The following is a 26501-nucleotide window of genomic DNA, read 5'->3' on the forward strand; positions in this document are numbered from 1 at the left end:
TCAGTGATGAGCCGCGCTGCCCGATGGGCGGCGCGGCTCGATCAGCGGCTACTTCTCGATGTTTTCGAAATCGAACAGACCGTTCCAGGCGAGCTCGGCCTTCTTCACCTTGTCCGAACGACCAGCGTCGGCGATGTAGTCGAGCACCGGGATGTCGGCCATTTCCTTGAGCATCAGGGTCTGCGCCTGCGCGACCAGCTTGTAGGACTCCGCCTGCGTCGGCGCGGCGAGCGCGGCGTCGAGCAGCTTGTCGAACTCCTTGTTGTTCCAGTCGACGTTGTTGGTCTCGGAGTAGCTGTAGTACTGCGAGGTCAGGAACTGGAGCATGGTCGGGTAGTCACCCTGCCAGCCGTAGCGGAAGGCCTTGCCGATGCTCTTGGCGTTGACCTCGTCACGGATGTTCTTGAACGTCGGGTACGGGGCGCCGATGGCCTCGATGCCGAGGGTGTTCTTGATGCTGTTGGCCACCGCCTCGATCCAGGCCTGGTGGCCGCCGTCGGAGTTGTAGGCGATCTCGTAGCGACCCGACCACGGGGAGATGGCGTTGGCCTGGGCCCACACCTTCTTGGCCTCTTCGGGGTTGTAGTTCAGCGCCTCGGAGCCGGGCAGGTTCCCGTCGAAGCCGGGCAGCGAGGCCGAGGTGAAGTCGCGGGCGGGCTTGCGCGAACCGTGGAAGATGTTCTCGCAGATCTGCTCACGGTTGATCGCCATGGACAGGGCCTTGCGGCGCAGCACGCCTTCCTCACCGGAGAAGTGCGGAACGTTGGCCTGGATGCCGATGTGCTGGTTCTGCGCGGTCGGCTTGGTGATCGCGCGGTCGCCGAGGTCCTTCTTGTAGGACGCCAGCGCGCTGTCCGGCACGGTGTCGAGCGTGTCGAGGTTGCCGGCCAGCAGATCGGCGTAGGCGGTGTCGAAGGACTGGTACATCACGAACCGCAGGCCCTTGTTCTTCGGCGGGCGGCCACCCTTGTAGTCGGGGTTCGGCACCAGGTCGATCTGCACGTTGTGCTGCCAGGCGCCGTTGCTCGCGAACTTGTACGGGCCGTTGCCGATCGGGTTCTCGCCGAACGCCTTCATGTCCTTGTACGCGGCCTCGGGCAGCGGGTAGAACGGCGCGTAACCGAGCTCGGTCTCGAAGTCGATCGACGGCGACTTGAGCTCGACGGTGAAGGTCTTGTCATCGATCACCTTCAGGCCCGACATCGTCTGCGCCTTCGGCTTTTCCGCCGACACGTCGTCGAACCCGACGATCGGGGTGAACGCGTAGCTCTGCAACTGAGCATTGGTGCCGAGGGCGCCGTAGTTCCAGGCGTCGACGAAGGACTTCGCGGTCACCGCGGAGCCGTCGGAGAACTTCCAGTCCGGCTTGATGGTGATCTTGTAGTTCTTCCGGTCCGTCGTCTCGATCTTCTGCGCCAACTCATCGTGCGCGACACCGTTGCCGTCGTAATACTTCAGGCCGGCGAACAACCGGTCGACAACACGCCCGCCCATGTTCTCGTTGGTGTTGGTGGGCACCAACGGGTTCTGCGGCTCACCACCGTTCGTGGTGACGATGCTCGCGTCGGCACTGTCGTCCGACGAGCATGCGGACAGTCCGAGGCTCGTAGCCAGCAGTGCTGCCGCAGTCAGCGCCATTGCTCTGTTGAATCTCAACGCGTTCTCCCGATTTCGAGAAGGGCGGAATCCTTGGCACGCGCGTGAGGTCACCAGGCGCATGCCGGCACAATCCGCCTTGGGTGCCTCGCAGATTATCCACAAGAGCCGGGCTTGTCATCGGATTGACCAAGGTTCGTTCCACTTGTTACCAATACGGCAACATGCCCGAAACACGAAAAACATCGCGCAAATATGACCTAACGGCCGGAACATTGCCTCTGTAGAGACCGTCCGGTGTCTCCGGGGCGACCCCTCCGTTGCGGATTACGCGACGGCGTGTCGAGACCGAAACCCGGTGAACAGACCGGACGCGGCGTAGGTCACAGTTGATTACTGTCGAACGTGCTGCGTTTGAATCGTGTGCTCAGGCTACGTGGAAAGAAGAAACGAGATGACCGAAACCGCCGACCACAGGGACTCGTACACGCCGAGCGCGGAGTTCGCCGCGGCGGCCAACGCCGGTGCCGCCCTCTACGAGCAGGCGGCGGCCGATCGCGACGCGTTCTGGGCCGAGCAGGCGAGTCGGTTGCACTGGCATCAGCCGTGGACCCAGGTGCTGGACTGGAGCGACGCACCGGTGGCGAAGTGGTTCGTCGGCGGCAAGCTCAATGTCGCCTACAACTGCGTCGACCGGCACGTGCTGGACGGGCACGGCGATCAGGTCGCCATCCACTGGGAGGGCGAGCCGGGCGATTCCCGCGCGATCACCTACCGCGAACTGCTGGCCGAGGTCAGCCGCGCCGCGAACTACCTCACCGAGCTCGGGCTCGAGGCCGGCGACCGGGTCGCCATCTACATGCCGATGGTGCCCGAGGCCATCGTGTCGATGCTCGCCTGCGCCCGGCTCGGGCTCACCCACTCGGTGGTGTTCGCCGGCTTCTCCCCGACCGCGCTGCGGCAGCGGGTCGACGACGCGAGCGCCCGGCTGATCATCACCACCGACGGGCAGTGGCGGCGCGGCAAGTCCGCCCCGCTCAAGGAGGCGGTGGACGAGGCGCTGTTCGCCAACGGTGATGTGCCGCATTCCGTCGAGCACGTGCTCGTGGTGCGCCGCACCGAGATCGAGGTGCCATGGACCGACGGCCGCGACCTGTGGTGGCACGAGACGGTCGCGCAGGCCTCCCCCGAGCACGAGGCGCAGGCGTTCGACGCCGAGCACCCGCTGTTCATCCTCTACACCTCCGGCACCACCGGGAAACCCAAGGGCATCCTGCACACCACCGGCGGCTACCTCACCCAGGCCGCGTACACCCACCACAACGTCTTCGATCACAAAGCGGGACAGGACGTTTACTGGTGCACCGCCGACATCGGCTGGGTCACCGGGCACAGCTACATCGTCTACGGGCCGCTCGCCAACCGGACCACCCAGGTGGTCTACGAGGGCACCCCCAACTCGCCCGACGAGCACCGGCACTTCCAGATCATCGAAAAGTACGGCGTCAGCATCTATTACATCGCGCCGACGCTGGTGCGCACGTTCATGAAGTGGGGCCGCGAGATTCCGGCCGCGCACGACCTGTCCAGCATCCGGCTGCTCGGCAGCGTCGGCGAGCCGATCAACCCCGAGGCCTGGCGCTGGTACCGGGAGGTCATCGGCGGCAACCGCACACCGATCGTGGACACCTGGTGGCAGACCGAGACCGGCGCCATCATGATCTCCCCGCTGCCCGGCGTCACCGCCACCAAGCCCGGCGCGGCGATGACCCCGCTGCCCGGCATCTCGGCGAAGGTGGTCGACGAAGAGGGCAAGCCGCTCGAGCCGGCCGAAACCGAAGCCGCCTCTTCGGACGGCTCCGCGAGTTCCGCGGTCGTCGGCTATCTGGTACTCGACCAGCCCTGGCCGTCGATGCTGCGCGGCATCTGGGGCGACATGGAGCGCTACCGGGCCACCTACTGGGAGCGCTACGCCGAGCAGGGCTGGTACTTCGCCGGCGACGGCGCGAAGCTCGACGCGGACGGGGACCTCTGGGTGCTCGGCCGGGTGGACGACGTGATGAACGTGTCCGGCCACCGGATTTCCACCGCCGAGGTGGAGTCGGCGCTGGTCGGGCACTCCGGTGTCGCGGAAGCCGCGGTCGTCGGCGCCAGTGACGAGACCACCGGCCAGGGCATCGTCGCGTTCGTCATCCTCACCGCCGAGACCAAGGACACCGGCACGGAGCTGGTGGCCGAGCTGAAGGCCGAGGTGTCGCGCGAGATCAGCCCGATCGCGCGGCCGCGGGAGATCCACGTGGTGCCCGAGCTGCCCAAGACCCGCAGCGGCAAGATCATGCGGCGGCTGCTGCGCGACGTGGCCGAGGGCCGGGAACTCGGCGACACCTCGACGCTGGTCGACCCCAACGTCTTCGAGGCGATCCGGGCGACCAAGGCGTAGACCGTACCGATCGGCAGGGCATGGTAGGGCCGGTGGCGTGATTCGTCACCGGCCCTACCCGTTAGGATTGCGTAAGGTGTGCCGGGAAGTCTGGTCGGCATGCGGTCGCGAACCTGACAGCCGAATCGGTGCCGGACGCGGTCGCAGCGTTGACCGACCCTGCCGAAAGGTTCCCCGTGATCACGCAAGTGCGCTCGGAACTGTCCCGCTATCTCCGCACCGAAACCGTCGGCGGCGCAATCCTGCTCATCGCGGCAGCCGCGGCGTTGCTGTGGGTGAACTCGCCCTGGGGCGACAGCTATACGACGATGACCCAGACGACGCTCACCATCGCGCCGCTGCACCTGGATCTCACGCTGGCCGAGTGGACGGCGGACGGCCTGCTCGCCGTCTTCTTCTTCGTCGCCGGGCTGGAACTCAAACGCGAACTCGTGGTCGGCGAGCTGGCCGACCCGAGACGCGCCGCGCTGCCGATCATCGCCGCGGTCGGCGGCGTGGTCACGCCGGCCCTGATCGCCCTGGTCGTCGGCCTCGGCGTGCCCGGGATGGATCGCGGCTGGGCCATTCCGGTGGCCACCGACATCGCGTTCGCGCTGGCCGTGCTGGCCATGACCGGTTCGCGCATCCCGGCGAGCGCGCGGGTGTTCCTGCTCAGCCTCGCCGTGGTGGACGACCTGATGGCCATCGTCCTGATCGCCGTTCTGTTCACCACGACGCTGGCGCTGCTGTGGCTGCTCGCCGCCGCGGCCTGCTTCGCGGCCTGGGCGCTGGCCCAGCACAAACGGATCAGCACGCCGTGGCTCTATCTCCCGCTGGCGCTGGTGGCCTGGTACGCGCTGCACGAGGCGGGCATCCATCCGACGCTGGCCGGGGTGGCGCTCGGCTTGCTCACCAGGGTGCGGCCGGACCCCGGCGAGGACGAGGCGCCCGCCACCCGATTGGAGCACCTGATCCAGCCGATCTCGGCCGGGCTGTGCGTGCCGCTGTTCGCGTTGTTCGCCTCCGGAGTTCCGTTGGACGGCAAGGTGTTCGGCGAGCTGTTCAGCGACAGGCTGGCGCTGGCCGTCATTCTCGGGTTGCTGCTCGGCAAGACCGCCGGAATCTTCGGGATCAGCTGGCTCGCAATCCGGTTCGGCGTGGCCAAGCGCCCGGCCGGACTGGGTTACCGGGACATGTTCGCCCTGTCGGTGCTCGGCGCGATCGGGTTCACCGTTAGCCTTCTGGTGGCAGAACTCGCGCTGGCCGACATCGACGACGGCTCCGCGGTCGAATTGGCGAAGGCGGCTGTGTTGGTCACATCAATGGCGGCGTCGCTCGCCGGTTCGGCGCTACTGTTGCGGCGTGGGCGTGTCCACCAGGCGCGGCGGGACGCTCGTGCGCTACAACGAGAAGAGGACGCGGCGTGAGCGACGGGCCCGGCGGCGGTAGCGCGCGTCACCGCCGAGGGCCCCGGGAATGCCGCAGATCGAACGGAGTGGAAGCAGTGCCTGGACAGGGAGAAGGGTCTACCAAGTGAGTTTCACAAACGGCGGTAACGGGAACGACGCACAGCGCGGTCGTACGGTGACCTCCATTCCCCTGTCCGACGCCAACCCCAGCGGTAGCGCCAGCTTCGGCACGCTGGTGCGCGACGCCACCGAACAGATGTCCACACTGGTCCGCGCGGAGGTCGCGCTGGCCAAGGCGGAGGTCACCGGTGAGATCAAGAAGGGGCTGCAGGGCAGCGTCTATTTCATCCTCGCGCTGACCGTACTGCTGTTCAGCACGTTCTTCTTTTTCTTCTTCCTCGGCGAACTGCTGGACGTGTGGCTGGCCCGCTGGGCCGCGTTCCTGATCGTGTTCCTGCTGATGATCGTCGCGACCGCGTTGCTCGCCTTGCTCGGTTATCTGCGGGTGAAGAAGCTGCGCGCGCCGGAGAAGACGATCGACTCGCTCAAGCAGGCCCGCGCGGTGCTGCCGCACGGACTCGGCGCGGCCGCTCACGACGAGCCCCGCTCGCTGGAAAAACCCGCTTCGTAACCGCACGCTCGCGCGCGGATACCCCGAACTACTAGGCTGCATCGGCGTGTCGTCGCACCATATTCCGGATCCGTCCAGCGTCCGTTTCGACGGCCCATGGGCGCATCGGGACGTTCATGCCAACGGCATCCGATTCCACGTCGTCGATGCCGCGCCCGAGCGCACCGACGCCCCGCTGGTCGTGCTGTTGCACGGCTTCGCCGACTTCTGGTGGTCCTGGCGGCATCAGCTGACCGGGCTCGCCGATCTCGGCTACCGCGCGGTGGCCGTGGACCTGCGCGGCTACGGCGACAGCGACAAACCGCCGCGCGGCTACGACGGCTGGACGCTGGCCGGCGACATCGCCGGGCTCATCCGCGCGCTCGGCTACACCGACGCGACCCTGGTCGGGCACGCCGACGGCGGCCTGGTCTGCTGGGCGACCGCGGTGCTGCATCCGCGGCTGGTCCGGTCCATCGCGGTGGTGAGTTCACCGCATCCGGCGGCGCTCAAGAGCGCGGTGCTGCGTAACCGTGGGCAGCGCGCGACCTGGCTGCCCAACTTCCTGCGCTATCAGCTCCCCCGCTACGGCGAGCGGCTGCTGACCACCGGCGACGGGTTCGAGGTCGAACGAATGCTGCGCCAGCGGGTGAGCGGATCCTGGTCCGGCACCACCGAATTCGTCGACACCGCGCGCCGCATGCGCTCGGCCATCCAGATCCCCGGCGCCGCCCACTGTGCGCTGGAGTATCAACGCTGGGCCTTCCGTAGCCAGTGGCGCCCCGACGGCCGCCGCTTCATGGCGACCATGCGCGACCCGATCCGAATCCCCGTCCTCGCCATGCGCGGCGACCTGGACCCCTACATCCTCACCAGCACGTTCCGTCGCGGACAACACCTTTCACCGGACCGCCGCCTTACCACCATCCCCGCCGCCGGGCATTACGCCCACCAGGAGAACCCGCACATAGTCACCGCCGAGCTGGCCAAACTCCTGACCTAGCCCGAAGGCGCCCTTCGACCCGTCGGCCGGGCGAAGGGCGCCTTCGGTCGGGAGTCAGCTGAGGACGCAGGCTCCGGTGCCGACCGGGACCGTGGACGCTGATGCGGCGTCGAGCTGGGCGCGGACTTCGGCGAGGGTGAGCACGTAGCCGGTGTCGTCGTCGGTGACCGCGGCACCGAAGACCACGCCGAGCACCTCGCCCTCGGTGTCCACCAGTGGCCCACCGGAATTGCCCGCGCGCACCGCACCGCGGACGGTGTAGACCTCGCGCTCCACGGTGCCGTCGCGATAGATGTTCGGACCGGTCAGGTCCAGCGTTTCCCGGACGCGGGCCGCGCTGGCGGTATACCGCCCGCCGCCGGGGTAGCCGAGCACGATCGCGCTGTCACCCGAACGCGCCGCGGTGGGCGCCTGCGGGATCGGTGCGGCGGTCAACCCCGGCACCGCCAGCACCGCGACGTCGATCGAGGGATTGAACAGCACCACGCTCGCGTCCAGCGGACCGCTGGAGGTGTCCACCTGGATGCTGGTGGTGCCGGCCACCACGTGCGCGTTGGTCATGATCCGCTCGGGCGCGATGACGAAACCCGAACCCTCCAGCGCGCGCTGGCAACTCGGCGCGACGCCGCGGATGCGCAGCACGCTGCTCTGCAACGAGGCCGCGACCGGGCTGGACAGCACGCTCGGATCGGGCGGCTCGACGGCCGCGATCGGGGCGCGGCCGAACGGTCCGATGACGTCCGGCAGGCCGGAGGTGTTGAGCAGCTTGGAGAACTCGTTGGGCAGGCGGCGCAACCAGTTCGGCGCGACGTCGTTGACGTCGGTGAGCACCCGGGAACCGTTGATCGCGGTGGCGATCGACGGCTGCGACGAGGTGGCCAGCGGCAGCGCGAGCAGCCACGCGGTGACCAGCACGGCCACCGCCTGCAGCACCGCGCCGACCACGCTGTCCACGCTGCGGGTGAACGGATGCCGCATGCCGCCGCGCGCGGCCCGGCCGAGCACCATGCCCGCGACCTCGCCGATGATCACCAGCAGCACGATCAGCAGCACGCCGGTGAGCACCCGGGCGCGGCCCTCGTCGACATGGATCAGGATGTGCGGCGCGATCAGGATGCCGGCGACGGCGCCGAGCACCACGCCGAGGAACGCCAGGGCGGACGCGACCGCGCCCTGCCGCCACCCCGAGGAGGCGGCCAGCAGCGCGAGCAGCACCACCGCGATATCGAGCCAGGCCGACGTGCTCATAACGTCATACCGACGTCGGCGAGGGCAGCCTCTAGGTCACGCACGTCCCTGTGGTCCCAATCCTGTTCCCAGTCCGCGGCTTTGAAGATTCCGGCGAGAATGCCGCCGGTGAGGCCCCAGACCAGCATGCCGTCCACCTGGAAGGCGGGGCTCTGGTAGCCGAGACCGCTGCGAACCAGGAAGCGGTTCGCCGGATCGAGCAGGTCGGCCAGCGGCACCCGCACCACCCGTTCGGTCTCGCTCTGGTCGACCACGCGGACCGCGCTGGGCGTGCGCCAGTAGGCGACCACCGGGGTCACGTCGAACCGCGACGGCGGCACGAACAATTTCGGCAGTAGCGCAAGGGGTTCCACGCCGGAACGATCCAGCCCGGTCTCCTCGTACGCCTCGCGCAGCGCGGTGTCGATCAGCCCGCTGTCACCGGGGTCCACCTCGCCGCCGGGGAACGCGACCTGGCCGCGATGCTGCCGCAGCGTGGCGGCGCGCTGGGTCAGCAGCACCTCCGCGTCCGCGGGCAGACCGCCCGGCGCGTCCGGATCGGGTTCGGGCGAACCGCCGAACAGCACCAGCACCGCCGCCTGCCGCGGTGTCGACGTTATCGACATGGCGCGACGCAGGGTGCGGGCCAGGGTGAGCGTGTCCGAGGCGTCCGATGCGGGCTCGGTGGCCTTGCTCAGCCATTTCGGAATGTCTCGCGGCGCCGGGATGCTCATGCGGCCACCCCGAGCTCCTGGTTGACCGCGTTCGCGATGTCGTCCACCCCGGTGAACGCGCGCACCTCGACCCGCGCGACCGAACCGTCCGCGCGCAGCAGCACCGAGATCGGCAGCACGGCGGGGGCGCCGACGGCCGAGCGCACGCGCGCGTCGGCGTCGAGCACGCCGGGCAGTTTCACGTTCAGTCCACTCAGCCGTGAAATCGCCTTGGCCGCATCGGGGTCGCTGTGCACGGTCAGCACGGTAATCGCGTTTCCGGCGCGCTGGGCGAACTGCTGCAAATACGGCAATTCTTGCGCACACGGCCCGCACCAGTAGGCCCAGAGGTTCAGCAGCGCCGGCTTGCCCGCGAGCGCGGCGGCCAGGTCGACGGACCGGCCGTCGGCCAGGCATTCGAGCGTCACGCCGGCCAGCGGACCCGACCCGGCGGTGCCCGCGGCGGGCCGGGGGCAGGCCGCGAGGTCCGCGGCGGCGCGTTGCTGCTCGGATACCCCGGCGCTCGCGCGCGCCTCCTGCCGGTTGTCCGCGGCGGTGTCGCGGCCGCGCGGCCACAGGGCGGCCGCCAGCGCGACCACAGCGATCAATCCCGCCAGCGCCCATCGCCAGGCGACCGGGAGTTGTCTCACCGGCCCACCAGCTCGAGCAGATGCGCCCGCTCCGGACCCTTCACCAGCTCGGCGGCGGCGTCCGGGTCGGTGGGACCGGCGCCGAACGACGGGCAGTCCTTGGCCAGCACGCAGACCCCGCAGGCCGGCTTGCGGGCGTGACACACCCGCCGGCCGTGGAAGATCACCCGGTGCGAGAGCATCGTCCAGTCTTTGCGCTCGATCAGCTCGCCGACGATGTGCTCGACCTTCACCGGGTCTTCCTCGGTGGTCCAGTTCCAGCGCCGGACCAGCCTGCCGAAATGCGTGTCCACGGTGATGCCGGGCACGCCGAACGCGTTGCCGAGAATGACGTTGGCGGTCTTGCGGCCGATCCCGGGCAATCGCACGAGTTCGTCCATGGTGTGAGGCAATTCACCGTCATGGTGTTCGAGCAGCGCCTGCCCGAGGCCGATCAGCGCGCTGGCCTTGTTCCGGAAGAAGCCGGTCGAGCGGATGTATTCCTCCAGCTCGGCGCGGTTCGCCTCGGCGTAGGCGCGGGCGTCGGGGTACTTGGCGAACAGGGCGGGCGTGGTGAGATTCACCCGCACATCCGTGGACTGCGCGGAAAGTATTGTCGCGACCGCCAATTCGAGCGGCGTGGTGAAGTCCAGCTCACAATGCGCGTCCGGGAAAGCCTCGGCCAAAACGCGATTCATCCGGCGGGCTCGGCGCACAAGTCCTAGTTGAGTTTCCGCCTGTCGCGCGCGGGATTTCCGTTTCGGAGCGGCGACCGGAGCTGGTTGCGCATCGGTCGCCTCGGGGGCGGACGCACGCCCGTTCCCGGCGGCTGTGGAGGGGGTGACACGCACCCGTCCACCATACGGAACCATCGGCGAACGTTGCCCGTCCAGTTCGGTTGCCGTGTTCCATCTGAGACCTAGACCGTGTTTACTCCTCCGTATGCAAGGACTCGCTGTGGTGCTCTTCCCAGTGCTGTTGATGCTGTTCGCACTGGGTATGGAGCGGGTCGAGAACCGGCTCCGCAAACTTCTCGAACCCGACGAAGAGGTTCAGCAGTACCTGGACAAAGCAAGCAACGCAGAAGTGAAAGAGCTGACGAGGCTCGGCCTGCCAGCGGCCGTTGCCCGGATGCGTAAACGCCGCGCCCGCGGCGAAGAGCTGGATGTGGCACGGGCAAGCTGACGCGTGACCGACAGACCTGGCGGCTAGAGCTGGGGTAACCACACCGGTGCCCGCGAATGCCGAGATCGGAAACTGGTACGGTTCTTCGCTGCGCCACGCAATCCACACGTTACGTGGTGTCTGTCACTACGCTGTCATCATGCCGCGTAGACTGCGCTGTTGGCCGAGTCGCTTTCGGTCCAGTACAGAGCCATTTCCCATAAGGAGCACATAAGTGGACGAGGCCCTCGCCAGAGCAGGCATCTTCCAGGGCGTCGAGCCCACTGCGGTGGCCGCCCTCGCCAAGCAATTGCAGCCGGTGGATTTCCCGCGCGGCCATGTCATCTTCAACGAGGGTGAGCCGGGAGATCGGCTCTACATCATCACCTCGGGCAAGGTGAAGATCGGGCGCAGATCACCGGACGGCCGGGAGAACCTGTTGACCATCATGGGCCCGTCGGACATGTTCGGCGAGCTGTCGATCTTCGATCCCGGACCGCGGACCTCCACCGCGACCACCGTGACCGAGGTTCGCGCCGTCACCATGGACCGGGACGCCCTGAAGTCGTGGATCGACCAGCGGCCCGAGATCGCCGAGCAGTTGCTCCGCGTGCTCGCGCGTCGTCTGCGTCGCACCAACAACAACCTGGCCGACCTCATCTTCACCGACGTCCCCGGCCGGGTCGCCAAGGCGCTGCTGCAGCTCGCACAGCGGTTCGGCACCCAGGAGGCCGGTGCGCTGCGGGTCACCCACGACCTGACCCAGGAGGAGATCGCCCAGCTGGTCGGCGCCTCCCGCGAGACCGTGAACAAGGCGCTGGCCGACTTCGCGCACCGCGGTTGGCTGCGGCTGGAGGGCAAGAGCGTGCTCATCTCCGACTCCGAGCGCCTGGCCCGTCGCGCGCGCTGAGCGTCAACCGAACAGACCGAACAACACGCTGGGTTCCTAGCTCCTAGAGCCCAGCGTGTTGTCGTGTCCGGAGCAGATCCGGATCAGCCTTCGGCGCGCAGGTATTCCAGCTGCGCCTGCACCGAGCTGCGCGCGGCCAGCCACAGCCGCTTGTCCACATCGGCGTAGACCCGCCGGACCACCGCCATCGCGCCCGCGTTCGGGCCGAGCACCCGCAGCGCCTCGCGCACCTGATCGAGACGTTCCTGCCGATGCGTGATGTAGTACCGCGCCACCGGTTCCAGGTCGGGATGATCCGGGCCGTGCGCGGGCAACAGCGCCTTGCCCGCCCCGATCGCGACCAGCCGGTCCAGCGAGGCGAGGTAGTCGGCGAGGGTGCCGTCGCTCGAATCGAGCACGGTGGTGCCGCTGCCGAGGATCGTGTCGCCGGTCAGCACCGCGTCGTCGAGCAGGAAGCTCGTCGAGTCACCGGTGTGGCCCGGCGTGGCGACCACGGTGATGCGCAGGCCGGCCACCTCGATCACCTCGCCGTCGACCAGCGGCTCGGTCGAACCGCGCAGGAACTCGGGGTCCTTGGCGCGCACCGCGGTTCCGGTCAGCTTCACCAGGTGGTCGATGCCGCCGGTGTGATCGTGGTGCCGGTGGGTGATCAGCGTGAGCGCGATCTCGCCCCCGGTGGCCTCGGCGATCTTGGCGCCGTGCGCCTTGTCCTTCGGACCGGGATCGACCACCACACAATCCGAGCGGCCCGGCGCGCGCAGGATCCAGGTGTTGGTTCCCTGCAGCGTCATCTGGCCCGGGTTGTCCGCCAGCAGCACCGCCGCCGTCGGGGTGACCTGCCGTAGTTGTCCGTACGCGGGATGAGTCAGCGTCATCGATGTACCCCAGTCGATCGAATCCCAGTCCGGGACTTAACTTTGTTTAGCGCACCTCGACGATGATCTCTACTTCGACGGGGGTGTTCTTCGGCAATTCCGACACACCCACCGCGGAACGCGCGTGCACGCCCGCGTCGCCGAAGACCTCGCCGAGGAACTCCGACGCGCCGTTGATCACGATCGGCTGGTCGTTGTATCCCGGCGCGGAGGCGACGAATCCGACCACCTTCACCACGCGCACCACCGCGTCGAGCCCGACCAGATCGTGCACCGCGGCCAGCGCGTTGAGCGCGCACAACTGCGCGGCTTCCTTCGCCTGCTCGGTGCTCACCTCGGCGCCCACCTTGCCTGCCACGGTCAGCTGACCGTCGGCCATCGGCAGCTGGCCGGAGGTATAGACCAGCGAACCGGTGCGGATCGCCGGGATGTAGGCGGCGACGGGCGCCACGACCGGAGGCAGGGTCACCCCGAGCTTCGCGAGATTGCTCTCCCACTCAGTCACTGCGGTCATTCCCCTTCTCCTTTACTTCGGGCGCTTGAGGTAGGCGACGTGCTGCTCGCCGGTCGGCCCGGGCAGCACCGAGACCAACTCCCAGCCGTCGGCGCCCCACTGATCGAGAATCTGCTTGGTCGCGTGCGTCAACAGCGGCACGGTCGCGTACTCCCATACGGTCGCTTCACTCATGGGGTGAGCGTAGCTCTGTCTAATTTGCAGCGCCTGCGGCGCTGCGTGTTCGCGGCCCCGGGGTGTCTCGCGTCCGAGCGGCCGGGACTGGCGCCTGCGGCGCATGCGCTTCGGCCACTCGGACGCGAGACGGGCCGCGAACAACAATGCTCGGTCTCGCTTCGCTCGAAACCGACGGTCTGCTGAGGGGTCCGGTCGCGAATTCGGTGGCGGCACAGGTGACTACATTGCGTTGCCCAGGGCGCAACGGGGGTGCTGTCTGGTACAGACACACGCGCTGGACCAGGCACTAGACGGATCCCTCGGGCGCGATCTCAGAACGGGTTATAGGCTCGCGAGCGTGGGAGTACCAACAGCAGTGCCTCTTTCGGCCGAGCCGGGACTGGAAACAGGGTGGCCGAAGCGCGCGGAGCAGGCCCGCCTGCACTATGTCTCGGGCAAGGGCGGCACCGGCAAATCCACGGTGGCCGCGGCGCTCGCGCTGGCGTTGGCCGCGGGTGGGCGCCGGGTGCTGTTGGTGGAGGTGGAGAGCAGGCAGTCGATCGCGCAGCTGTTCGATCTGCCGCCGCTGCCGCCCACCGAGACCAGGATCGCCACCGCCGACGGTGGCGGCGAGGTGGTCGCGCTGGCGCTCGACATCGAGCACGCGTTCCTCGAATACCTGGACATGTTCTACAACCTCGGCTTCGCCGGCCGCGCGATGCGCCGGATGGGCGCCATCGAGTTCGTCACCACGATCGCGCCGGGTCTGCGGGACGTCATCCTGACCGGCAAGATCAAGGAGTGCGCGGTCCGGGTGGACAAGGCCGGTAAGCGGGTCTACGACGAGATCGTGGTGGACGCCCCGCCGACCGGGCGGATCGCCGGCTTCCTCGACGTCACCAAGGCCATGCTGGAGGTGGCCAAGGGCGGGCCGATCGCCTCGCAGGCCGAGGGCGTGTCCAAGCTGCTGCACTCGGATCAGACGATGATCCACCTGGTCACGCTGCTCGAGGCGCTGCCGGTGCAGGAAACCGCCGACGCCGTCGCGGAATTGACGGCGGCGGATCTGCGGATCGGCACGGTGATCGTGAATCGCGCCACCGAGGGTCAGCTGCCGTCGGAGTTGCGGGCCGCGGCGGCGCGGGGCGAGGTCGACACCGACGCCGTCCGCGCGGGCTTGGCCACGGCGGGGATCACTGTGGCGGACAAGGACTTCCAGGGGCTGATCACCGAAACCATCGAGCACGCGGCGACTTTGCAGGCACAGGACGACAGCGCGGCCGAGCTCGGCAAGGTCGACGTGTCGCGCATGTACCTGCCCGCCCTGCCGGACGGCATGGACCTCGGTGGCCTGTACGAATTGGCCGAACATCTCAGTAAACAAGGGGTCCGATAGTGAGCGAGCGCGCCGAGCGAACCAGCAACACCGCTGCGTCGCTTGATGTTTCGGACATCATCAAGGACCGGACCGCGCGGGTGGTGGTGTGCTGCGGTTCCGGCGGGGTGGGGAAGACGACCACCGCGGCCGCGATCGCACTGCGCGCGGCGGAGCAGGGCCGCAAGGTGGTCGTGCTCACCATCGATCCGGCGCGCCGACTGGCTCAGTCACTCGGCGTGGCCGACCTCGGCAACACCCCGCAGCGGGTGCCGCTCGGTCCGGAAGCCAAGGGCGAGTTGCACGCGATGATGCTGAACATGCGGCGCACCTTCGACGACATGGTGCTCGAGCACACCAGCCCGGACAAGGCCGAGCAGATCTTCGCCAATCCCTTCTATCAGACCGTGGCCTCGTCGTTCGGCGGGACGCAGGAGTACATGGCGATGGAGAAGCTCGGCCAGCTGGCCGGGCGCAAGGAGTGGGACCTGATCGTGGTCGACACTCCTCCGTCGCGCAACGCGCTGGACTTCCTCGACGCGCCGAAGCGGCTGGGTAACTTCCTGAACGGCAGGATGATCCGGGTCATCATGGCGCCGGGCCGCGGCGTCACCCGGTTGGTCACCGGCGCGATGAGCCTGGCGGTGCGCGGGGTGTCCACCATCGTCGGCGGGCAGATGCTCAAGGACGCGTCGAACTTCCTGCAGTCGCTGGACTCGCTGTTCGGCGGCTTCCAGGATCGGGCGGATCGCACCTACGCGATGCTGTCCAAGCCGGGCACCCACTTCCTGGTGGTGGCCGCGGCCGAGCCGGACGCGTTGCGCGAGGCGTCGTTCTTCGTCGATCGCCTGTCCACCGAGCGCATGCCGCTGGCCGGCCTGATCCTCAATCGCACGCATCCGGCGCTGAGTTCGCTGTCCCGCGATCACGCGCTCACCGCCGCCGAGCAACTGGCCGAGAGCGACCCGCTCACCTCGGCCGTGTTGCGCATTCACGCCAGACGGGTCGCCACGGACAAGCGCGAACAGCATCTGCTGCACCGGTTTACCGGCGCGCATCCGCGGGTACCGATCGTGGCGGTGACCGCGTTGCCGTTCGAGGTGTCGGATCTGGACGCCCTACGCGCCGTCGGTGACCAGCTCACCGGACAGCGCGACTCGGCTTGATACATAGACGCATCCGCTATTGATCCAAACGGAAGTAATTGCCCCCAAACGGGACTGAGCCCGCTTTCGCAGGCTCAGTTCCGAATGTTCGCGGTGGCTACATTGCCACCTGATGCTGGCGCTGGGCCTGGAAGAAATCGGCCCAGGAGGTCACCTCGGGATGCTGCTTGAGCAGCGCCCGACGCTGCCGCTCGGTCATACCGCCCCACACACCGAACTCCACTCGATTGTCGAGCGCGTCGGCACCACACTGCATGAGCACCGGGCAGTGCCTGCAGATCGTCGCGGCTTTGCGCTGTGCAGCCCCGCGAACGAACAACTGATCGGGATCCACTTCCTTGCATCGGGCCTGGGCTACCCAGGCAATCCTTGCTTCGGCCTGCTCCACGTCCAATCGAGCGATGGGGGTTGTCATGTGCATTTGGTGTGCCCCTTTGCAGTCCGAACACCGGGTCAACGGCGCTCCAGAATCGCGTGTCAGCGTCGCAGCAACCCAAACCCCGCTGCGCTCTGCACCACATTCCACTTTGAGTGTTAGCTCTATCACACTGGGTTCTCAATCTAGGTAAAGGTTGGGCTCCAGCGCAAGACCGCCCCCGGAATTTTTGGTACGTCCGTCCCTGCAAAATGCCGCGAGCGGCGGCAGGTCCGGCATATTCGCGGCGCGCCGTCCCGCGACACGCCAGACTCGCCCTCGCGACACGCCCAATCGCCCATGCGAATCGCCTTCCGGTAAACGCACGGAAGAGGGTTCGAACCCCACCCCGTAGGCTGGGGATCGTGCCGATCACACAAACGCTCGCGAGGCTGGCCGGCAGCTGCGCGCTGGCCGCCGTGCTCGTCGCCGGGTTGATGTTCCCGCTCGCAGGTGGCTTCGGATTCGTCTCGAACCGAGCCGCCGACGCCGTCGACAACGTGTCCTCGGAACTGGTGGAGGGCACCGCGCCCGCCGTCTCGACCATGGTCGACGCGAGTGGGACACCGATCGCCTGGCTCTACGAGCAACGGCGCTTCGAGGTTCCCAGCGACAAGATCTCCAACGACATGAAGCTGGCCATCGTCTCCATCGAGGACCGGCGCTTCGCCGAGCACGAGGGCGTCGACTGGCAGGGCACGCTGCGCGCGTTCCTGACCAATACCAGCAGCGGCGAGGTCCAGCAGGGCGCGTCGACGCTCGACCAGCAGTACGTGAAGAACTTCCAGCTGCTCGTCGTGGCCAAGACCGACGCCGAACGCCGCGCCGCCATCGAGACCACCCCCGCCCGCAAGATCCGTGAGATCCGGATGGCGCTCACCCTGGACCGGGAGCTGACCAAGGACGAGATCCTCACCAGGTACCTGAACCTGGTCCCGTTCGGTAACTCCTCCTACGGCATCCAGGACGCGGCGCAGACCTACTTCGGCGTGGACGCCTCCGAGCTGAACGTGTCGCAGGCCGCGATGCTGGCCGGCATGGTGCAGAGCTCGTCGAAGCTGAACCCGTACAGCAACTCCGAGGGCGTGCTGGCCCGGCGCAACACCGTGCTGGACACGATGATCCAGAACATTCCCAGCCGGGCCGACGAGTTCCGCGAGGCCAAGACCAAGCCGCTGGGCGTGCTGCCGGAGCCGAAGGGCCTGCCGCGCGGCTGCATCGCCGCCAACGACCGCGGCTTCTTCTGCGACTACGCCATCCAGTACCTGGCCAACGCAGGCATCAGCCGCGAGCAGATCGACAAGGGCGGCTACCTGATCAAGACCACGCTCGATCCGGCCGTCCAAGACTCGGTGAAGCGGTCGGTGACCGACGCGGCCAACCCGAACCTGGACAACATCGCGCAGGTCATGTCCGTCGTCGCGCCGGGCCAGGATTCGCATCCGCTGCTCGCCATGGCCAGCAGCCGCACCTACGGCCTGAACCGCGACGCGAACGAAACCGTGCAGCCACAGCCCTATTCGATGGTGGGCGACGGCGCGGGCTCGATCTTCAAGATCTTCACCACCGCCGCGGCCATGGAGAAGGGCCTCGGCATCAACGCCCAGCTCGACGTGCCGACCCGGTTCGAGGCCAAGGGCATGGGTAACGGTGGTGCGCGCGGCTGCCCGGCCGCCACCTACTGCGTGGAGAACGCGGGCAAGTACAAGTCGCCGATGTCGGTGACCGAGGCGCTCGCCACCTCGCCGAACACCGCGTTCGTCAAGCTCATCCAGGCCGTCGGCGTCACGCCGACCGTCGACATGGCGGTCCGGCTCGGCATGCGCTCCTACACCGAGCCCGGCAGCTCGGGCCACGGCAACCAGAGCCTCGCCGACATGATGAAGGAACAGAACCTCGGTTCGTTCACCCTCGGCCCGGTCGCGATCAACCCGCTCGAGCTGTCCAATGTCGCCGCGACCCTCGGCTCCGGCGGCAAGTGGTGCCCGCCGAACCCGATCAAGGAGGTCGTCGACCGATCGGGCAAGCAGGTGCCGCTCACCCAGCAGGCCTGCGAGCAGGTCATCGAGCCCGGCCTGGCCAACACCCTGGCCAACGCGATGAGCAAGGACGACGTCAGCGGTACCGCGGCGGGCGCCGCCCAGTCCGCGGGCTGGAACGCACCGCTGTCCGGCAAGACCGGCACCACCGAGAGCCACCGCTCCTCGGCCTTCGTCGGCTTCACCAACTCGCTGGCCGCCGCCACCTACGTCTACGGCGACAGCCCGACGCCCGGCGAGATCTGCTCGTTCCCGCTGCGCAACTGCGGCGACGGAAACCTGTTCGGCGGTAACGAGCCCGCGCGCACGTGGTTCAACTCGATCAAGCCGGTGCTCAACCGGTTCCCGCCGCCGGCCCTGCCGCCGCTGGACGACAAGTACGTCCGCGGGTCGAACAACGCACAGGTACCGGACGTGACCGGGCAGACCCAGGGGCAGGCGACCGCCGCGCTGGTCGCCGCCGGCTTCCAGGTGACGCCGGTGACCGGCCCCGGCGCGCAGGCCAAGGGCACCGTGATGGGCACCTCGCCGAACGGATCGGCGATCCCCGGCTCGGTGATCACGCTCTACATCAGTGACGGCACCCAGCGCGCCGCGCCGCCGCCGGGCCCGCCGCCGGGACCACCGGGAATTCCGGGGCTGCCACCGCCGCCACCGCTGTTGCCGCCCATCCCGATTCCCATCCCGATCCCACGCTGACGAAAAGGCCCGCGAACCAATCCGGTTCGCGGGCCTTTCGCGTTGGGGGGTGGACGCGGCTACCCCGGCGGGTGCGTCAGAGCCGGGCCTTCACCGCGGCGGACAGGCGCGAGCCGTCGGCCTTGCCCTCGGCCAGCGCGGTCGCGACCTTCATGACCTGACCCATCTGCCGCATGCCCGGCCGCTCGCCGAGTTCCTCGGCGACCTGCGCGATCGCGGTGTCCGCGACATCGGCGACCTCCGCCTCGCTGAGCTGGGTCGGCAGGTATTCGTCGATGATCCGCGCCTCGGCGTGCTCGTTGGCGGCCAGTTCTCCGCGCCCGTTCTGGGTGTAGATCTCGGCCGACTCGCTGCGCTTCTTCGCCTCTTTCTGCAGCACGGCGATCACGTCGGCATCGGTGAGTTCGCGCGCCTCGGAACCTGCGGTCTCGGCCGTCTGAATGGCGGCGAGCAGCATCCGCAGCGTGGCGAGACGCAACGTGTCCTTGGCTTTCATCGCGGCGGTCATGTCCGTCCGCAGTTGCGCTTTGAGTTCCGACATGAGGCTCACGGTAGCCGGTCCCCGGCGACCCGCCCACCACATTTGCGCTGCTGCGGCTGATCCCTGCCCGGTTTTCCGGGGCGGTCCTCGACGAGAATGCAAGCGGTTGTGCGTAAACACACTCGGCGTTCCGCAACGGGGTCACCTATGCTGGGCAAATGCCCGTAATCTCGACCTCTGCTGTCCGCACGACCGCGTTGGGAGCCGCCGGGGCGGCCGTGGCCGGAATCGGCTACGCCTCGCTGGTCGAACGCAACGCCTTCGTTCTGCGGGAGGCCACGATGCCGGTCCTCGCGCCGGGCTCGTCGTCACTGCGGGTGCTACACATCAGCGATCTGCACATGACCCCGGGCCAGCAACGCAAGCAGCAGTGGCTGCGGGAGCTGGACCGGCTGGAGCCGGACCTGGTGATCAACACCGGCGACAACCTCTCGCACCAGAAGTCGGTACCCGCGGTAGTCCAGGCCCTCGGCGGATTGCTTTCCCGCCCGGGGCTTTTCGTTTTCGGGAGCAACGACTACTTCGCGCCGGTGCCGAAGAACCCGATGAAGTACTTCAAGAAGGATCACCGCCGGGTCTACGGCGCGCCGCTGCCGTGGAAGGACCTGCGCGCGGCCTTCACCGAGCGCGGCTGGCTCGACCTGACCCACATCCGCCGGGACCTGGAGGTCTCCGGCATCCGGATCGCCACCGCCGGCGTCGACGACCCGCACCTGCACCGCGATCGCTACGACACCGTGGCCGGCACGCCGAACCCGTTGGCCGACTTACGGATCGGCCTGACCCACTCGCCCGAGCCGCGGGTGCTCGACCGCTTCGCCGAGGACGGCTACGACCTGGTCATGGCCGGGCACACGCACGGCGGTCAGCTGTGCCTGCCCGGATACGGCGCGCTGGTCACCAACTGCGGCATCGACCGGTCCAGGGTCAAGGGCGCGTCCAAGTGGGGCGAGCACACCCAGCTGCACGTCTCCGCGGGTGTCGGCACCTCGCCGTGGGCGCCGTACCGCTTCTGCTGCCGGCCGGAGGCGACCCTGTTGACGCTGGTCGCCGCGCCGCCGAAGCGCCCGGCCGCGAACAGCGGCCAGGGCGTGTCCACCTCGGAGGCCGTCGCCCGCTAAGGTCGCGTGCCGAGACGTGTGTCAGGCAGGGGACAACTGTGAGTGGATTCGACGACCGGCGCAACGACCCGACCGTTCTGGGCCAGCCCGGCGCGGCGCACCCATATCAGCAACCGTCATACGGCGCAGACCAGTTCGACCCGGCCGGGTCGGAGGCCGAGACCGCTGAGCAGCCGGCCCCTGCCCGGCCGTGGAAGCGCGATTCGGGGTTCCACGAGCAGGTGCAATGGCCGCCGCAGCCTGATCCGGCCGCGCAGTGGCAGCCGGGTGGGTCGGCCGCACCCGCGCCGCCGAACTACCAGTGGCAGCCGAGTCCCGGTGCCCCCGCGGCCAACTCGCAGTGGCAGCCGGGCGGTGCCACGCCGCAGCAGCGACCGCCCGGCGGTCAGCAGCGGCAGGCGCCCGGGCAAGCCGACTCCACCCTGATGGCGCAACCGCAAGCCGCGCAGTGGCAGGCACCCGGACAAGCGGACCCAACTCTGCTGGCGCAGCCCCAGGCGCCGCAGTGGCAGGCGCCCGGACAAGCCGATCCGACCCTCCTGGCCCAGCCCGTTTCCGGTGGGCAGTCGCAGCAGTGGCAAGCTCCGGCGGCGGGCCGCGCCGACCCGACCCTGCTGGCGCAGCCGGTATCCGGCGGCCACGCGCAGCAGTGGCAGCCGCCCGCGGGGCAGGCCGACCCGACTCTGCTGGCCCAGCCGCAGGCCCGCAGCGAGCCCGCCGGCCTCTGGCAGCCGAGCCTCGGCACACCGGAGCCGGGTCCGAGCACGCCCGCCGAAGCGGCGCCGACCATGCTCGGCTATCCCAACGCCACCCGACTAGGCCAGCCCGACCCCGCGCCCCAGTGGCAGTCGGCGCCCGCCTATTCCGCGCCGCCGGTGTACGGACAGCCCGTAGGCGGTGCGTACGCGCCCCAGAGCGGGTTCGGCGGGTCGCCGCCGCACCAGATGCCACCCGGGCACAGCGCGGGCGGCCCACCGCCCAGTGGGCGCGGAAAAGCGGCGCTGCTGATCGGGCTCGTGGTGCTGCTGGTCGCGGGCGGCGCCATCACCGCGGTGACGCTGGCCAAGCGCGGCTCCAACAACGCCGACTCGCAACGCAACTCGCCCTCCATGGTGAGCGCGCTCACCACCAGCGCGGGCGCGCCGACTCCATCGAAGACCAGCACGGCCTCCCCGACACCGAGCAGTTCGGGCCGCCACGAGACGCCGGTCGTGCCCGGCTATCAGGTCGTCGTCGCGCCCGACCGCGGCGCGGCCTACGACGTTCCCCCCGGCTGGACCATCGCGCCGGAAACCGCCATCGGCGGGTACGGCGAGCCGCCGAACGCGGTCGCGGGCAAGGGTTATGCCAGCGACGGCAAGGGCTACTGCCCCGGCTCGACCCGCACCGCGTCCTTCCTGACCGGCTCGAAGGACGCCGATTCCGGTACCGCCGCAACCGATCTCGGCACCAGAACGGCCAAGCTCGCCTACACCGCCTCCACCGACGCCCGCCCGGCCCCGCCGGTCCCGCTCGAATCGCTGGACGGCACGCAGCGCGGCATGTTCGTGGAGACCAAAGGCACCGTCACCCAGGCCAAGCCCGGCTGCGCCACCGCGTACTCCGTCTACACCGCCGCCTTCCCCACCGACAACGGCAGCTTCGTCATGGTGATCACCGCCGACACCGGCGTCCCCAACGCCGTCGACGCGGACACCGCCAAGCGCATCTTCACCAGCATCCGTCCTCACGACGGCTGACCACCAGCGCCCGAAATACCCCTCCTGAGCAGTGGGTTTAACGTCTGGACCGTCCTTGTTGTAAGGTAGTCCAGGTTCGATTCACGGGGTGTGGCGCAGCTTGGTAGCGCGCTTCGTTCGGGACGAAGAGGTCGCAGGTTCAAATCCTGTCACCCCGACTCGTGGTTGAGACGAACGGTCTGCCCCCTGCCTTCACCGGCAGGGGGCAGACCCGTTTCCGGAGCCTTTCACTATCCATCAGACCAGGGCGAAGACTCGTCGAGCAGAGTTAGTATCTGTCATATAGTATCTCTCACATACTTATTCTCGTCTCGATAACTGAAAGTCGGGCACCATGACCGATCAGCTGGTTGCGCCGCGCGGGCGGATCTACGACGTAGACGCGTTGCGCGGGTTCGCGCTGCTGGGGATCTTCATCGTCAACATCACCTTCATGTCCTCCGGGTATCCCGGCAATCTGGTCACCGATCCCGCGTTCGACTCGCCGCTCGACGACCTGGTGCGCGCGCTGTCCTCGGTGTTCGTCGACATGAAGTTCTATCTGCTGTTCTCGTTCCTGTTCGGCTACAGCTTCACCTTGCAGATGACCTCGGCGGTGCGCGCGGGCGCGGCGTTCGAACCGCGGATGCTGCGGCGGATCGCGGGGTTGTTCGGGCTCGGGGTGCTGCACATCGTGTTTCTCTACGGCGGCGACGTGCTCACCACCTACGCGGTCGCCTGCCTGGTGCTGTTCTGGATGCGCGGCGTCGCGGATCGCACGGCGCTGAAGGCGGCCGCCTGGCTGTACGGGTTCGTCCTGGCGGGCTTGCTGCTGAGCGGCCTGCTCATGAACACCTCGGCGATCTTGCCGTCGACCGCCGAGGCGCAGGAGAACGGCCGTCAGGCGACGGCCGCGATGCTCGGCGGGTGGAGCGACATCATCGGCGAACACCTCGCCGGACTGCCGCTGCTCGTCCTGCAAGCGGTCACCATGCAAGGGCCGACCGCGCTGGCCATCTTCCTGCTCGGCATGGTCGCGGGGCGCCGGAAGCTGCTCGCGCGGGTGCGCGGCGACGAACCGATCCTGCGGCGCGTCCAATGGATCGGCTTCCCGATCGGCCTGGCCGGCAGCGTGCTCTACACGCTCGGCGGCGGCACCGGCACGGCCCTGCCGGTCGCGGTCAGCGTCGTCACCGCGCCGGCGCTCGCCGCCGCGTACGTTGCAACCCTGTTGCGATTGATGCACAGTCCCCGCACGAACTGGATACGCACCGCCCTCGCACCCGCAGGCCGGATCGCGCTCACCAACTACCTCGGCCAGTCCGCGATCGGGCTGCTCCTGTTCACCGGCATCGGATTCGGCGCGGCGGGCACCCTGTCGCCCCTGGCCACCTTCGCGGTCGCCCTGCTCGTCTTCGCGGCCCAATTGGCGGTCAGCGCGGTGTGGTTGCGCCGGTATCGATACGGACCCGCGGAGTGGCTGCTGCGCTGGATCACCAATGCCCGCCGCCCCGCCTGGCGCGCGCTGGAAAGCCGGACGGTGTAGCGCGGCAGTCGATTTTGGGCGGACCGGGACGGCATACTGGGGCCGCCGCCGGGTATCCAGCGGCGAACACGGAAAGGCATGGCCATGAACACGACCGGCCCGCTTGCCGGCAAGACCGCCCTGATCACCGGCGCGGACACCGGAATCGGCAAGTCCATCGCCAAAACCCTTGCCGGACAGGGCGCGCAGGTGGTGATCCAGCACCCGCACAGCCCCGAATCGGCCGCCGACGTGGTCAAGGAGATCACCAACGCGGGCGGTTCGGCGCTCGCGCTGGCCGCCGACATCGGCGACCGGGACGAATACGCGGAGCTGGTCCAGGCGCTGCTGGAGGAATGCGGGCACTGGGATGTGCTGGTGCACACCGGTCCGGCCGCGATCACCACGCCGCTGCGCGAGATCTCCGCCGAAGAGTTCGATCTCGGCTTCGCGGCGCCGGCCAAGGCGGTGTTCAACGGGATCCAGCTGGCCGCGGTCCACCTCGCCGAGGGCGGTCGCATCATCACCGTCGGCGGTTCCACGGCACCCGGCAACGCCGTCGAAAACGCCGCGACGGAGGCGATCGCGGAGTTCACCCGCTCGCTCGCCCCGGAGTTCACCGAACGGCGCATCGCGATCAACGCGGTCAGCGCCGGGACGGCGGGCGCCGGCAACGGCGGCCCGGCCAAGGACGAGCACGAACCGAGTTACGTCATGGGGACTGGCACATCCGAACGCCTCGGCGCGGCAACCGAGCTCACCGACGCGGTGGCCTACCTGGTGAGCGACGAGGCCGAAGCGGTGACCGCGCAGCACTTTCGCGTCAAGGCCGCGACCACCTGAAACATCCCATGACTGAGGCAAACCGCCGGTGAAATCCGGGCAACGCGGGGCGCTCGGCCGAACCCGATCGGCCGGTCAGCGAATGGTTATGTGCGACCGCGAGACTCCGGGTGAACGATCTCGATCCGGATCGTGCACACCGGGTTCGCCGCGACCGAGCGAGCAAACGCTTACGCTGTGAAATATGACTCGTGTTACCGCGCAAGCGAGCACAGTGGACAGCGCGACGACGTCATCGACGCCCGTGTATCGGAATGCCGAACTCTCCGATCTCGCCGATGTCGCGGCGATCGAGGCCGAACGCTTCGGCGATCAGGCCTACCCGTACTTCGTGCTGCGCCAACTCTTCGACTTGCACGGCGCCAATTGGCTGATCGTCGAGGTCGGCGGCCTCGTCGCCGGCCATGTCCTGGTCGCGCTCACCCCCGACCGCCGCGGCTGGCTGCTCAGCCTCGCCGTCCGCGCGCACAGTTGCGGTCGCGGCTACGGATCCACCCTGCTCGCCGAGGCGATCAACCTATGCCGCCGCCAGGCGATGCGCAGCGTCCTCATCACCGTCCGCCCGACCAACCAGTCGGCATACAACCTCTACCGCCGCATCGGCTTCGCCTGGACCGGCTACGAGGAACGCTACTTCGGCGCAGGCGAACCCCGAGACATCCTGGAATACAAACTAGCCAACATCTGACCAACCAATAACCCTGCACCCCAAGCTATTCCGAGTACTAACACAGTTCGACCCCGAACGCCCACGGGACATATCACCCCTCCGCGTAACCCGCGGTCGATACCGCACCAGCCCGTTCGATGGGCCCCTCGCCCGCCTAGCGAAGACGTCAGCGAGAGAGTGCCGACAGACGCCAGCTCCGGCAAAGCCCACCGCCTGTACCGCGCACTCGCGCACAGCTAATCACCCGCATTCAATGCCATGACCCACGACAGCGGCCATACCCCAAATGGGCACACCCGAAGACAGTGGCAACTTGATGGCAAATTCCAGCTCCAGCCAGCGTGCGTTCCGGTCGGGTGCGGACGAGCGGTGAGGAGACTCTTACGCCTTGCTAACCTGTCGTCACATCGATGAAACGCGAGCTCCATAGCGTATACAGGCATGTCGACACGGTTGGCCACACTGGAGGATGCGGCGGGGAAGCCGTTGCGGGACGTGGTTTATGCGGCGTTGCGTAGCGAGCTGATGAATGGGGACATCAAGTTCGGGGAGCGGCTGACGGAGCCGAAACTGTCGGCGCGGTTCGGGATTTCGCGGACGCCGATTCGGGAAGCGCTGACCGTGCTGTGTTCGGACGGCTTGTTGCAGCGCGAGGAGTACGGGTTCAGCCCGGTACGGCCGAGCATTCCGCTGATCCGGGATCTGTACGAACTGCGAATCACGGTGGAGCTGGGCGGGATTCAGCGGGCGATGACCAATCCCGCGGTGACCCACGATCGAGCGCTGCTCGAGGTCGAGCGCGACGCGTGGCTGGCGCTGCGGGCCGATCCGCCGGTGCAGGAGCCCGGATTCGTGGTGCGGGACGAGGAATTCCACGTCACCTTGCTCACCGCGGCGGGAAACGCCGAGATGGTGCGCGCGCTGAAGGCGGTGAATTCCCGCATCCGGCATGTCCGGATGTACGACTTCATGGTCAACAACCGCATCGAGACCACGATTGCCGAGCACCTCGGCATCCTGGATGCCGTTCTCGCCGAGGATCTTCCGCTCGCTTACCGGCTGCTGCACACACATATCGGTGAATCACTCGACGTGGTGCTCGAACGAGTCACCCGGGCCATCGCGGCGATGGCCGCCGAATAACCCTCAACTGAATAGGGAGAA

General features: G+C 68.2%; 25 protein-coding genes and 1 tRNA gene. 16 read left to right on the forward strand and 10 right to left on the reverse strand.

From position 1 onward, the window contains the following. Positions 1-48 precede the first annotated feature (48 nt). Positions 49-1638, reverse strand: coding sequence for an ABC transporter substrate-binding protein (locus tag ACFQ9K_RS33900; RefSeq protein WP_378984080.1), 1590 nt, complete (start codon positions 1636-1638; stop codon positions 49-51). A 412-nt stretch (positions 1639-2050) separates the two neighbouring features. Here ACFQ9K_RS33900 and acs point away from each other — a divergent pair, with 412 nt between their 5' ends. The 4 genes from acs to ACFQ9K_RS33920 all read left to right on the forward strand — a co-directional run bounded on the left by acs (position 2051) and on the right by ACFQ9K_RS33920 (position 7037). Then, positions 2051-4036 carry an acetate--CoA ligase gene (acs, locus tag ACFQ9K_RS33905; RefSeq protein WP_378726679.1) on the forward strand — a complete coding sequence of 662 codons (1986 nt, stop codon included), beginning with the start codon at positions 2051-2053 and terminating at the stop codon, positions 4034-4036. A gap of 179 nt (positions 4037-4215) precedes the next feature. After that, positions 4216-5442 (forward strand): Na+/H+ antiporter NhaA, encoded by a 1227-nt coding sequence (nhaA, locus tag ACFQ9K_RS33910; protein WP_378726687.1) that lies wholly within the window; start codon positions 4216-4218, stop codon positions 5440-5442. 106 nt (positions 5443-5548) lie between these two features. Then, positions 5549-6055, forward strand: a complete 507-nt coding sequence (locus ACFQ9K_RS33915) for a phage holin family protein (protein WP_378726681.1) — start codon at positions 5549-5551, stop codon at positions 6053-6055. 46 nt (positions 6056-6101) lie between these two features. Then, positions 6102-7037: an alpha/beta fold hydrolase gene (locus tag ACFQ9K_RS33920; protein WP_378726683.1), complete on the forward strand. Its 936-nt coding sequence runs from the start codon at positions 6102-6104 to the stop codon at positions 7035-7037. A gap of 54 nt (positions 7038-7091) precedes the next feature. On the opposite strand, the gene ACFQ9K_RS33925 is transcribed toward ACFQ9K_RS33920, so the two are convergent. Genes ACFQ9K_RS33925 through nth form a run of 4 tightly spaced genes read right to left on the reverse strand, consistent with a single transcriptional unit; the run spans position 7092 to position 10457 of the window. Next, on the reverse strand, positions 7092-8285 hold the full coding sequence (locus tag ACFQ9K_RS33925) for a MarP family serine protease (protein ID WP_378726636.1): 1194 nt from the start codon (positions 8283-8285) through the stop codon (positions 7092-7094). Next, positions 8282-8998, reverse strand: a complete 717-nt coding sequence (locus tag ACFQ9K_RS33930; protein ID WP_378726634.1) for an NUDIX hydrolase — start codon at positions 8996-8998, stop codon at positions 8282-8284. The genes ACFQ9K_RS33925 and ACFQ9K_RS33930 overlap by 4 nt, the downstream gene beginning before the upstream one ends. Then, positions 8995-9627: a TlpA family protein disulfide reductase gene (locus tag ACFQ9K_RS33935; RefSeq protein WP_378726632.1), complete on the reverse strand. Its 633-nt coding sequence runs from the start codon at positions 9625-9627 to the stop codon at positions 8995-8997. The genes ACFQ9K_RS33930 and ACFQ9K_RS33935 overlap by 4 nt, the downstream gene beginning before the upstream one ends. Continuing rightward, a complete protein-coding gene (nth, locus tag ACFQ9K_RS33940) occupies positions 9624-10457 on the reverse strand; it encodes an endonuclease III (RefSeq protein WP_378726630.1) in 834 nt (277 codons plus the stop codon). Before nth ends, ACFQ9K_RS33935 begins: the two co-directional genes overlap by 4 nt. 106 nt (positions 10458-10563) lie before the next feature. Between nth and ACFQ9K_RS33945 the strand changes: the two genes are divergently transcribed. Beyond that, on the forward strand, positions 10564-10791 hold the full coding sequence (locus ACFQ9K_RS33945) for a hypothetical protein (protein ID WP_014981184.1): 228 nt from the start codon (positions 10564-10566) through the stop codon (positions 10789-10791). A 214-nt stretch (positions 10792-11005) separates the two neighbouring features. Next, positions 11006-11680 (forward strand): Crp/Fnr family transcriptional regulator, encoded by a 675-nt coding sequence (locus tag ACFQ9K_RS33950; RefSeq protein WP_011206875.1) that lies wholly within the window; start codon positions 11006-11008, stop codon positions 11678-11680. Between the two features lie 83 nt (positions 11681-11763). On the opposite strand, the gene ACFQ9K_RS33955 is transcribed toward ACFQ9K_RS33950, so the two are convergent. The 3 genes from ACFQ9K_RS33955 to ACFQ9K_RS33965 are packed head-to-tail and all read right to left on the reverse strand — an operon-like array spanning position 11764 to position 13243. After that, the gene (locus ACFQ9K_RS33955; RefSeq protein ID WP_378726628.1) at positions 11764-12555 is read right to left on the reverse strand and encodes an MBL fold metallo-hydrolase; all 792 of its coding nucleotides are present in this window, start codon (positions 12553-12555) and stop codon (positions 11764-11766) included. A 46-nt stretch (positions 12556-12601) separates the two neighbouring features. After that, complete coding sequence (locus ACFQ9K_RS33960) at positions 12602-13069, reverse strand: RidA family protein (protein ID WP_378726626.1); 468 nt, start codon at positions 13067-13069, stop codon at positions 12602-12604. A gap of 12 nt (positions 13070-13081) precedes the next feature. Continuing rightward, on the reverse strand, positions 13082-13243 hold the full coding sequence (locus ACFQ9K_RS33965) for a DUF4177 domain-containing protein (protein WP_150400783.1): 162 nt from the start codon (positions 13241-13243) through the stop codon (positions 13082-13084). A 358-nt stretch (positions 13244-13601) separates the two neighbouring features. Between ACFQ9K_RS33965 and ACFQ9K_RS33970 the strand changes: the two genes are divergently transcribed. Together ACFQ9K_RS33970 and ACFQ9K_RS33975 are read left to right on the forward strand one after the other, a co-directional pair. Further along, the gene (locus ACFQ9K_RS33970) at positions 13602-14621 is read left to right on the forward strand and encodes an ArsA-related P-loop ATPase (RefSeq protein ID WP_378726072.1); all 1020 of its coding nucleotides are present in this window, start codon (positions 13602-13604) and stop codon (positions 14619-14621) included. After that, positions 14621-15766, forward strand: a complete 1146-nt coding sequence (locus ACFQ9K_RS33975; RefSeq protein ID WP_378726063.1) for an ArsA family ATPase — start codon at positions 14621-14623, stop codon at positions 15764-15766. Before ACFQ9K_RS33970 ends, ACFQ9K_RS33975 begins: the two co-directional genes overlap by 1 nt. Before the next feature lie 97 nt (positions 15767-15863). On the opposite strand, the gene ACFQ9K_RS33980 is transcribed toward ACFQ9K_RS33975, so the two are convergent. Beyond that, on the reverse strand, positions 15864-16187 hold the full coding sequence (locus tag ACFQ9K_RS33980) for a WhiB family transcriptional regulator (RefSeq protein ID WP_014981178.1): 324 nt from the start codon (positions 16185-16187) through the stop codon (positions 15864-15866). Positions 16188-16618: 431 nt separating this feature from the next. On the opposite strand from ACFQ9K_RS33980, the gene ACFQ9K_RS33985 reads away from it, so the two are divergent. After that, on the forward strand, positions 16619-18919 hold the full coding sequence (locus ACFQ9K_RS33985; RefSeq protein WP_378726074.1) for a penicillin-binding protein: 2301 nt from the start codon (positions 16619-16621) through the stop codon (positions 18917-18919). A 76-nt stretch (positions 18920-18995) separates the two neighbouring features. Here the strand turns inward: ACFQ9K_RS33985 and ACFQ9K_RS33990 are convergent, their stop codons facing one another. Continuing rightward, positions 18996-19460, reverse strand: coding sequence for a GatB/YqeY domain-containing protein (locus ACFQ9K_RS33990; protein WP_378726066.1), 465 nt, complete (start codon positions 19458-19460; stop codon positions 18996-18998). Positions 19461-19618: 158 nt separating this feature from the next. Between ACFQ9K_RS33990 and ACFQ9K_RS33995 the strand changes: the two genes are divergently transcribed. From ACFQ9K_RS33995 to ACFQ9K_RS34025, 7 genes are all read left to right on the forward strand, one after another. After that, positions 19619-20581, forward strand: a complete 963-nt coding sequence (locus ACFQ9K_RS33995; protein ID WP_378726068.1) for a metallophosphoesterase — start codon at positions 19619-19621, stop codon at positions 20579-20581. 38 nt (positions 20582-20619) lie between these two features. Then, a complete protein-coding gene (locus ACFQ9K_RS34000; RefSeq protein ID WP_378726070.1) occupies positions 20620-22320 on the forward strand; it encodes a hypothetical protein in 1701 nt (566 codons plus the stop codon). A gap of 84 nt (positions 22321-22404) precedes the next feature. After that, positions 22405-22478, forward strand: a tRNA-Pro gene (locus ACFQ9K_RS34005). Between the two features lie 176 nt (positions 22479-22654). Next, a complete protein-coding gene (locus ACFQ9K_RS34010) occupies positions 22655-23845 on the forward strand; it encodes a DUF418 domain-containing protein (RefSeq protein ID WP_378726469.1) in 1191 nt (396 codons plus the stop codon). An 84-nt stretch (positions 23846-23929) separates the two neighbouring features. After that, positions 23930-24667: an SDR family NAD(P)-dependent oxidoreductase gene (locus tag ACFQ9K_RS34015; protein WP_378984053.1), complete on the forward strand. Its 738-nt coding sequence runs from the start codon at positions 23930-23932 to the stop codon at positions 24665-24667. Between the two features lie 184 nt (positions 24668-24851). Continuing rightward, positions 24852-25355, forward strand: a complete 504-nt coding sequence (locus ACFQ9K_RS34020; RefSeq protein WP_378726465.1) for a GNAT family N-acetyltransferase — start codon at positions 24852-24854, stop codon at positions 25353-25355. A 423-nt stretch (positions 25356-25778) separates the two neighbouring features. Further along, positions 25779-26480, forward strand: coding sequence for a GntR family transcriptional regulator (locus ACFQ9K_RS34025; protein ID WP_378726463.1), 702 nt, complete (start codon positions 25779-25781; stop codon positions 26478-26480). Positions 26481-26501 lie beyond the last annotated feature (21 nt).

The sequence above is a fragment of the Nocardia sp. NPDC056564 genome (assembly GCF_042793755.1).
GTDB lineage: Bacteria > Actinomycetota > Actinomycetes > Mycobacteriales > Mycobacteriaceae > Nocardia.